At 70.4% G+C, this 9,074-nt stretch carries 8 protein-coding genes; 6 read left to right on the top strand and 2 right to left on the bottom strand.

The features are described from left to right. Positions 1-428: hypothetical protein (locus ACTJKO_RS15720; RefSeq protein ID WP_440690084.1), on the top strand; the 428-nt coding region annotated here is incomplete at its 5' end. Positions 429-502: 74 nt separating this feature from the next. On the opposite strand, the gene ACTJKO_RS15715 is transcribed toward ACTJKO_RS15720, so the two are convergent. Both ACTJKO_RS15715 and ACTJKO_RS15710 read right to left on the bottom strand, forming a co-directional pair. Next, on the bottom strand, positions 503-1,333 hold the full coding sequence (locus tag ACTJKO_RS15715) for an aldo/keto reductase (protein ID WP_440690083.1): 831 nt from the start codon (positions 1,331-1,333) through the stop codon (positions 503-505). Between the two features lie 72 nt (positions 1,334-1,405). Further along, entirely contained in the window at positions 1,406-1,813 is a 408-nt protein-coding gene (locus ACTJKO_RS15710) for a pilus assembly protein CpaE (protein WP_440690087.1), read from the bottom strand. Between the two features lie 233 nt (positions 1,814-2,046). On the opposite strand from ACTJKO_RS15710, the gene ACTJKO_RS15705 reads away from it, so the two are divergent. The 5 genes from ACTJKO_RS15705 to ACTJKO_RS15685 all read left to right on the top strand — a co-directional run. Then, a complete protein-coding gene (locus tag ACTJKO_RS15705; RefSeq protein WP_440690082.1) occupies positions 2,047-4,725 on the top strand; it encodes a glycoside hydrolase family 2 protein in 2,679 nt (892 codons plus the stop codon). Positions 4,726-4,836: 111 nt separating this feature from the next. After that, positions 4,837-6,333, top strand: a complete 1,497-nt coding sequence (locus ACTJKO_RS15700; protein ID WP_440690081.1) for a sugar transferase — start codon at positions 4,837-4,839, stop codon at positions 6,331-6,333. Positions 6,334-6,477: 144 nt separating this feature from the next. Beyond that, a complete protein-coding gene (tatA, locus tag ACTJKO_RS15695; RefSeq protein ID WP_440690080.1) occupies positions 6,478-6,738 on the top strand; it encodes a twin-arginine translocase TatA/TatE family subunit in 261 nt (86 codons plus the stop codon). A 263-nt stretch (positions 6,739-7,001) separates the two neighbouring features. Next, entirely contained in the window at positions 7,002-8,393 is a 1,392-nt protein-coding gene (locus ACTJKO_RS15690; protein WP_440690079.1) for an MFS transporter, read from the top strand. Between the two features lie 69 nt (positions 8,394-8,462). Beyond that, positions 8,463-9,074 (top strand): AAA family ATPase (locus ACTJKO_RS15685; RefSeq protein WP_440690078.1); only part of this gene is annotated, 612 nt, incomplete at its 3' end.

The following is a 9,074-nucleotide window of genomic DNA, read 5'->3' as shown; positions in this document are numbered from 1 at the left end:
ACGTCAAGTACACGCTGCCGAACGGTCAGACCGTCGAGCAGGATCGCCACTTCTTCATCAAGCGTGAGGCGTCGACGGACCTTCCGTTCGCGGCCACGACCCCTGCCGAGGGCTCGACGGTGACGCTGTCGAACTTCCGCCCCAGCGACCGCAACGGTGAGACCACCATCTCCGGCGAAGGCAAGACCGGCGGCGTGGTGAAGGTCTGGAACTACCACACCAAGGACCGACTCATCATCAAGGGCGAGAAGCCGGAGGACCGGCTGATCACGGTTGATGAGAACGGCAAGTGGTCCGGTGTCGCTGAGCTCCGGAACCAGGACTACGCGATCTTCATCGAGTACTTCGCCCCGGGCGCCGACCTCGATGGTGAAGCGACCGAGTCCTTCACTCGCAGCTTCACTGCCGTCGCTCCTGCGGGCGAGTAGCGGGAAACACAACTGAAGACACGGGAACGCCCCGACCGGGAGATCGGCCGGGGCGTTCCTGCGTTCGCGAACGATCAGGCGGGCACGTAGTCGAACGTGTCCGGGTCCGGACCCGTGCGGTGGCCCTTGTCGAGCCCGGTGATGTCCGTCATGTCCTCGCCGGAGAGCTCGAAGTCGAAGATCGCGAAGTTCTCCTCGACGCGGGCACGGGTGACCGACTTCGGGAAGACGATGTCGCCGCGCTGGATGTGCCAGCGGAGCACGACCTGCGCCGGGGACTTGCCGTGTGCCGACGCGATGCGGGTGATGGTCTCGTCGTCGAGCACGAGGCCCTGGGCGATTGGGGACCATGCCTCGGTCGCGATGCCGAGCTCGCGGTTGACTGCGCGAAGTTCGTCCTGTGCGAGGTACGGGTGCACCTCGATCTGGTTCACGGCCGGCGTGATCGTCGTCTCGTCACGCAGGCGGTGCAGGTGGTGCGCCTGGAAGTTCGAGACGCCGATCGAACGAGCGGTGCCGTCGTGGTACAGCTCCTCGAGGGCCTTCCACGTGGGGACGAAGTCCGACACGGTGGGCAGCGGCCAGTGGATGAGGAACAGGTCCATGTAGCCGCCGAGCAGGTCGGCCGACTTCTTGCCGTTCTCCACGGCAGCCTCAGGTGCGTGGAAGCCGTTGTTGAGCTTCGACGTGACGAAGATCTCCGAGCGGTCGATGCCGGACTCGGCGATCGCCTCACCGACCTCCTTCTCGTTGCCGTACATCTCGGCGGTGTCGATGTGGCGGTAACCGACCTCGAGGGCCGCGAGCGTGGCCTCCTTCGTCTGGGAAGGCTCGATCTGGAAGACGCCGAAGCCGAGCTGCGGGATGGTCTTGCCGTCGTTCAGGGTGATGTTCGGAACGGTCATGTCGCCATGCAACCAAAGTCTCCCCAGGAGCCATTCCGGGAACGTTCAGCCCGGGCGTGCCCCGAGATCGGCTCAGGAAAGAGCGGCGGTGATGTACGCCGACAGTGCGAGCCCGTAGGCGACGGCGGCGTCGTCGGCGGTGAACGTCCGGGACGCCCCCTCGATCGTCGCGGTCACGACGAAGTCCGACCCCGCGGCCGCGAGCGACACGAACGCCGGACCGAGCAGTTCCCGCAGCTGGTCCTCCCGCGGCAGCCACAACGACTCGGCCGCGGCGACCGAGTCGAGCGCCCACTCCGTCGTGCCGTTGAACCCCAACACGGTGCCGGTCGGGTAGTCGTGGCGTTCGACGGTCATCTCCGAGACGGTGTACACGTCGTCGTCGACGCCGGGCTTGTCGATGACGAACCGGTCGCCGGTCGCGGGGTGCCAGCGGAGACCGGCGTCGCGGAGGGAACGGGCGAGCGCAGCGGTGATCACGTGTCCACCCTGCACGACGACGGCGGTGTCTGCATAGGTTGTGGAAAGCAAGCCGTACTAGCATCGCCGAGCACCCCCGCGCGCGTCCGCACCAGCGTCCGCGCGCGCGAACGCGACGACGCCCGGGCAACCGGTGCCGCGCCTCCAGGCCGATCACCCGGCCACGGGGCGGGCAGCCGGCCGGCGTCCCGACCGCGGTGGACACCAACCCGTCCGCCCAGAGAAGGACCCGCATGACCCTCGAACGCGAGGAACTCCGCGACGACTGGACCGTGACGATCGCCGGGGACGCCGTGCCCCAGGGCGCGCCGGACGGCATCACGGGACGGACCATCCCCGCGACGGTGCCGGGGCAGGTGCACACCGACCTCGAGCGCGAGGGGCTGCTGCCGGACCCGACGTTCGACCGCAACGAGGAAGCCGCGAAGTGGGTCGGGCGAGCGGACTGGTCGTACCAGCGCACGGTGGACGTCGACCCGAAGGGCTTCGAGCGCGTCGACCTGGTGTGTGACGGGCTCGACACCGTCGCCGAGCTCAGCCTGGACGGCGTCGTGGTGGGCACGACGCGCAACATGCACCGCCGCTACCGCTTCGACGCCCGGGACAGCACGGGCGGCGTCGGCCGCGGCAGCAAGACGCTCGAGATCCTGTTCGAGTCGCCGTACCGCGAGGCCGGACGGGTCGCGGCGAAGGCGGGCAGCATGCCCGGCCCGTACGACGAACCGTTCCCGTACATCCGCAAGATGGCGTCGAACTTCGGCTGGGACTGGGGGCTCACAGCGGTGACGAGCGGCCCGTGGCGCCCGGTCGCGATCGAGCGCTGGTCGACGGCGCGGCTCCGGGACGTCCGGCCCCTCGTCGACGTCGAGGCGGGGGAGGGCGTGCTGGACGCCCACATCACGGTGGAGCGCTCGGGCATGAACGACCTCGACCAGGACGGTGAGGACGACGACCTCGTGCTCGTGGTCACGGTGAGCGGTCCGACGGCCGAGGGCGGCACGACCAGGCAGCGCTCCCGGGCGCAGCTCACGCCGAAGGACGACGAGACCGTGGTCACCGTGCGCGTGCCGGAGGTGCAGCGGTGGTGGCCACGGGGCTACGGCGCGCAGGACCTGTACGACGTCGTGGTCGAGCTGCAGACCGTCGACGGCGAGGTCCTCGACCGCTCGGCGTTCCGCACGGGCTTCCGGTCGACCCGCATCGACACGACCGCGGACGCCATCGGCAAGCCGTTCAACATCCACGTCAACGGCACGCTCATCGACGTGCGCGGGGTGAACTGGATCCCGGACGACGTGATCGTCTCCCGGGTGACGCGCGACCGGCTCGCGTCCCGGCTCGGGGTCGCCGCCGACCTCAACGTCAACCTCGTCCGGGTGTGGGGCGGCGGGGTCTACGAGTCGCACGACTTCTACGAGCTGTGCGACGAACTCGGGCTGCTCGTCTGGCAGGACTTCCCGTTCGCGTGCTCGGCCTACCCCGAGACCGAGCCGATCCGCAGCGAGGTGATCGCCGAGGCCCGCGACAACGTCGCCCGGCTCGCCCGGCATCCCTCGCTCGTGCTGTGGAACGGCAACAACGAGAACATCTGGCTGCACGACGTCGACGGCTGGGCGGACGAGCTCGGGGACCGCGGCTGGGGCCTCGACTACTACCTCGACCTGCTGCCGACGATCGTCGACGCGGTCGACCCGTCGCGCTTCTACACGGTGGCATCGCCGTGGTCGGGCTCCGAGTCGCTGTTCGCGAACGACGTCAACCACGAGACACACCACTCCTGGGACGTCTGGAACCGGCTGTCCGACGAGCACTACCGCGACTCCGTCCCGCGCTTCGTCTCGGAGTTCGGGTGGCAGGCGCCGCCGGCCTGGCGCACGCTGCGCGAGGCCGTCACCGACGAGCCGCTCCGCGTCGACTCACCCGGGGTGGTGCACCACCAGAAGGCGACGGACGGCATGGCGAAGCTGGCGCGTGGCCTCGAACCTCGGTTCGGCTCCGTCGACGACGCCGACCTCGACCGGTGGCACTACCTCACGCAACTCCAGCAGGCGCGCGCCGTCGCGACGGGAGTCGAGCACTGGCGGACGCACTGGCCCCGCAACACCGGCGTGGTCGTGTGGCAGCTCAACGACCTGTGGCCGGTCTCGTCGTGGTCGGCGATCGACTCCGCGGGGCGGCGCAAGCCGCTCGCGCACGAGCTGCGCCGCCTGTACGACGACGTCCTCCTGACCATCCGTCCGGTCACGGCGTTCCGCGCTTCCGTCGAGCAGCCGGGAGGCGCGGATCACCCCACGTCGTCGGCCGGCGGCAGCGAGACGGCCGATCTGGGCGGACTGGCGGACACGCTCTCCCTCGGGGTGTCGCCCGGAGCGTTCGGCAACGCGCCGATCGAGGTGGCCGTCCGTTCCACGCGCACCGGTCACGACAGCGTCGTCCGCGTTCGGCGGGTCACGCTCGCGGGCGCCGTGCTCGCCGAGGTCACGCTGCCGGTCCACCTCTCCGCCGCCGGGGTCGCCGTGGTGGCGCTGCCCGAGTCGGTCGGGGTGGTCGACGATCCGGCCAACGAGTTGGTCGTGGCGGACATGGACTGGCGTCGGGCGGTCTGGACGCCGGCACCCGACAAGGACCTCCGCTGGCCCGAGGCCCGCTACCGCACGGAGACGACCCCGGTCGTGGACGAGCACGGCGCGGTCGTCGGCGTCGACCTCGTCGTCACGGCCGACACGCTCGTGCGGGACCTGCTCGTCCAGCCGGACCGGGTCGCCGCGGCCGGCACCGTGGACCGGGGCTTCATGACCCTGCTGCCGGGGGAACGGGTGCCCTTCCGGGTGCTCGGCGTCGCTCCGGAGCAGGTCGAGGAGCTCGTCAGGGAACCTGCTCTGTGGTCCCTCGATCGGGCACTCGGCCATTGAAATACCGGATGTCATGGTGATATATTTGTGGGAGTGCCGCTCCTGACGTGACCCGAACGTCGGCGGCACCCGGCCGGTTCCCCCGGTCGGTGTCCGACAGGAGGGCTCCCAGTGTCACTCGCGATCCGACCACAACCCGACGGCGACGTGCGGCCGTTCCACTCGACGGTCCCGGCGTCGGCCGCAGCTCCTGCGCGACGGCCGCGTGCCCGTCTGAACCCGGGGCTGGCACTGCTCGACCTCGCAGTGCTGCTGGTCTCGTTCGCGGTCGCGCACGCGGTCCGGTTCCCGGGGGAGTTCCCGCCGGGGTCGTCGGGCGCCGGGTGGGTCGAGTTCGTGGTGGCTCCGGTGCTCATCGCCGTCTGGATGCTGCTGCTCGGTGTGTTCCGGACGCGCAGCCCGCGCATCGTCGGTGTCGGCGGGGACGAGTACCGTCGCCTGATCACGGCGAGCCTGGTGACCCTCGGCTCGGTCGCTGCCGTCGCGTACGCGCTGCAGGTCGACGTCGCTCGCGGGTACGTGGCCATCGCGTTCCCGCTCGGTCTCCTGCTCCTCGCCCTGGCGCGCAAGGCACACCGGACCGTCCTCGCCCGTCGTCGTGCTCGTGGTGAACGCCTGCAGGACGTCCTCCTCGTCGGCGACCTGGACGACGTCCGGTACGTCGGACGCCGCATCGCCGCCACCCCGTCGGCCGGCTACCGCGTCCGTGCCGTGGTCACGGACTGCGCACCGGCCGGTACGGACGTCGCGTTCGGCGACGCGAGCGCTCCCGTGGTCGACGGCATCGACGCGATCCTCGACCGCGCCCGTGCCGAGGGCGTCTCGGCGGTCGTCGTCGCCGGGGCGATCCCTGGTGGTCATGAACGGCTGCGTCGGCTCGGGTGGCAGCTCGAGGAGCACGGGGTCGAGCTCGTCGTGTCGTCGCCCCTCGCGGACATCGCCTCCGGTCGGGTGCACGAGCGTCCGGTCGACGGGCTCCCGCTCATGCACGTCGAGACGCCGGACTACCGGCAGCGCTTCGGCAAGCGTCTGCTCGACGTGCTCGGTGCCGGGGTCGGTCTGCTGCTCCTCGCGCCGGTGTTCGCCGTCGTCGCGCTCGTGATCCGCGCGGACGACCGTGGTCCCGTGTTCTTCCGCCAGACCCGGGTGGGGCGTGGTGGGCAGGAGTTCTCGATCCTCAAGTTCCGCACGATGTGCGTCGACGCCGAAGCCCGGATGGCCGAGCTCGCGAGCGCGAACGAGGGCGCCGGACCCCTGTTCAAGATGAAGTCCGACCCGCGGATCACCCGCGTCGGCGCATTCCTCCGCAAGACGTCGCTCGACGAGCTGCCGCAGCTGTGGAACGTGCTCACGGGATCGATGAGCCTGGTTGGTCCGCGGCCGGCCCTGCCGCGCGAGGTCGCCCTGTACGAGGACTTCGCCGACCGCCGTCTCCTCGTGACGCCGGGCATCACGGGCCTCTGGCAGGTCAGCGGGCGGTCGGACCTCGACTGGGCGGACGGCGTCCGGCTCGACCTGCACTACGTCGAGAACTGGTCCTTCGTGCACGACGTCGTGATCCTCGCCCGGACGATCCCGTCGGTCCTGCGCTCCCGGGGCGCGTACTGAGCGTCTTGTCTGTGCGAACGGTGTCCGTTGAGACGGTCGGCCTGGGCTTCCCGCGCGGCGCGAGTTACGATGGGTGCACCACGGACTTCCGCCGCGGGCGTCGATGATGACGCTGGACGGCGACCAGTTCCAGATCAAGGAGTCATGATGCTCGGAAACCTCGGCGGCGTACACCTGCTGATCATCCTCGGGATCGTCATCCTGCTGTTCGGCGCGACGAAGCTCCCGGCGCTCGCCAAGGGGCTCGGGCAGTCGATCAACATCTTCAAGAAGGAGATGGGCGACGACGACCGGAAGGCGAACGGCACCGACGCCGGTGTGCAGAACACCTCGGCCGAGTCGACGCCCCAGCCGGTCGTCAACCCCGGCCCCTCGGTCCAGCCGAACTCGGACCACCGGAACTAGGACACCCAGCCCCGTCCTGTCGGCAGCCCCCGCGACCACTCCGGTCGCGGGGGCTTCGTCGTGGGGCTCGGTGTCGCGCTCCGCGAGTGGGCACGACACGCCGCGGTTGGCACGGCGAGGGCGCAGATCGTGCCGTCCGGGGGCGCCGAGTGTGACGTTTCGGGCTCCCTCGGGCCCCGGGCCTCGGGCCCCGGACCCCGCGCGCGCGAACAGGGGAGCGCGAGGGACACCCACGGCAGCCTGGCGAGGCGGAGGATGGGCACATGACGACCCCGCCCGTCGCGTCCACCGCCACCGCACCGCTCCGCGACGACCGCCGGGTCGTGCTGGTCGTCGCGATCCTGTCGTCGTTCGTGGTCGGCCTCGACTCGAGCGTCGTGAACGTCGCGCTCCCGGCGGTGCGTGACGAACTCGGCGGGGGACTCGTCGTGCAGCAGTGGACCGTGGACGCGTACCTGGTGACGCTCGGTTCGCTCATCCTCGTGGCCGGGAGCCTCTCCGACCTGTTCGGCCGGGTTCGGATCATCACGTGGGGCCTCGTCGTCTTCGGTGTGGCCTCGATCGGGTGCGCGATCGCGCCGTCGGGCGAGGTGCTCGTCGTGGCCCGCGCGCTGCAGGGCGTGGGCGGTGCGCTCATCACCCCGAGTGCACTCGCCCTCATCGTCGCGGCGTTCCGCGGTGCCGCGCAGACGAAGGCGATCGGCACGTGGACCGCGTGGTCGAGTGCGGCGACGATCCTCGGTCCGGTCGTCGGAGGGCTCATCGTGGACGGCATCGGCTGGCGCTGGATCTTCGTGCTGACGGCCGCGCCGATCGCGGTGACGATCGTGCTCGTCCGACGGATCTCGGCCGACGTGCGGGTCGGACCCCGGGCGCGGGTCGACGTCGTCGGTGCGGTGCTGGCGGTGCTCGGCGTCGGCGGGGTCGTGCTCGGGTTGATCGAGCAGGAGCGGCTCGGGTGGGGTGCTCCCGTGGTCGTCGCCGCGCTCGTCGTCGGCGGTGCGGCGCTCGTGGCGTTCGTGCCGTGGGAGCGTCGGACGGCGGCGCCGCTCGTCCCGCTCGAGCTCTTCCGGGCGCGGAACTTCACCGTCGGGAACCTCGCGACGCTGTCGATCTACGGCGCGCTCGGGATGGTGTTCTTCGTGGTGACGCTGTTCCTGCAGGAGATCTGGCACTTCCCCGCGTGGGTGGCAGGGCTCGCGACGCTGCCCCCGACCGTCATGCTCCTGCTGCTGTCGACGACCGTCGGGTCCGTCGCCGGCAGGCGGGGACCGCGCTGGTTCATGGCGGCCGGACCCGCCGTCGCCGCGATCGGGGCGCTCGTGTTCCTCGTCGCGGGTGAGGACCCGATCGGGTACTGGTGGTCGGTGCTCCCCGGGCTCGTGCTCGTCGGCGCCGGCATCGCGCTCATGGTGACGCCGTTGACGAGCGCGGTCCTCGGGTCGGTGCCGCAGTCCGAGGCGGGAGCGGGTTCCGCGGTGAACAACGCGATCGCGCGGATCGCCGGCCTCGTCATGGTCGCGCTCGCCGGGGTCGTCCTCGGCGGTGAGGTGAGCGTCACCGGGCTGCACCGCGCCATGGTGGCGGTGTCCCTCCTGCTGCTCGCCGGTGCCGTGGTCAGTGCGATCGGGATCCGGAACCCGAAACCGGAATAGGACACGACCGACGCAAGTTGAGTGGAGTAGACTCAACTCCAAGACCACCGCAACGAAAGGACGGAACGCATGGCGAACCTCCAGGGCGCTCCTGACTCGCAAGAGCGACAGAAGACCGCCCTCGAGCAGTACGGCGTCGACCTCACCGCGATCGCCCGCAGCGGCAAGCTCGACCCGGTGATCGGCCGCGACGCCGAGATCCGACGCGTCTCCCAGGTGCTGACGCGACGCACCAAGAACAACCCCGTGCTCATCGGGGAACCCGGCGTCGGCAAGACGGCCGTCGTCGAAGGCCTCGCCCAGCGGATCGTCGCAGGTGACGTCGCCGACTCCCTCAAGGACAAGCGACTCGTGTCGCTCGACATCTCCGCCCTCATCGCCGGCGCGAAGTACCGCGGCGAGTTCGAGGAGCGGTTGAAGTCCGTGCTCAAGGAGATCAACGACTCCGACGGCCAGGTCATCACGTTCATCGACGAGCTGCACACGCTCATGGGCGCGGGCGGCGGCGAAGGGTCCGTCGCGGCGTCGAACATGCTCAAGCCGATGCTCGCGCGCGGTGAACTGCGGCTCATCGGTGCGACGACGCTCGACGAGTACCGCGAGTACATCGAGAAGGACGCGGCACTCGAGCGCCGCTTCCAGCAGGTCTACGTGGGGGAGCCGAGCGTCGAGGACGCCGTG

The sequence above is a fragment of the Curtobacterium sp. 22159 genome, from assembly GCF_052045775.1.
Lineage (GTDB): Bacteria > Actinomycetota > Actinomycetes > Actinomycetales > Microbacteriaceae > Curtobacterium.
The sequence above is the reverse complement of the archived record's forward strand: the minus strand, read 5'-3'. Positions and strand labels throughout refer to the sequence as shown.

Bases quoted from the DNA above. Each gene is read 5' to 3' on its own strand.
- ACTJKO_RS15715 (WP_440690083.1), bottom strand. From the start codon at position 1,333: ATGACCGTTCCGAACATCACCCTGAACGACGGCAAGACCATCCCGCAG.
- ACTJKO_RS15705 (WP_440690082.1), top strand. From the start codon at position 2,047: ATGACCCTCGAACGCGAGGAACTCCGCGACGACTGGACCGTGACGATC.
- tatA (WP_440690080.1), top strand. From the start codon at position 6,478: ATGATGCTCGGAAACCTCGGCGGCGTACACCTGCTGATCATCCTCGGG.
- ACTJKO_RS15690 (WP_440690079.1), top strand. From the start codon at position 7,002: ATGACGACCCCGCCCGTCGCGTCCACCGCCACCGCACCGCTCCGCGAC.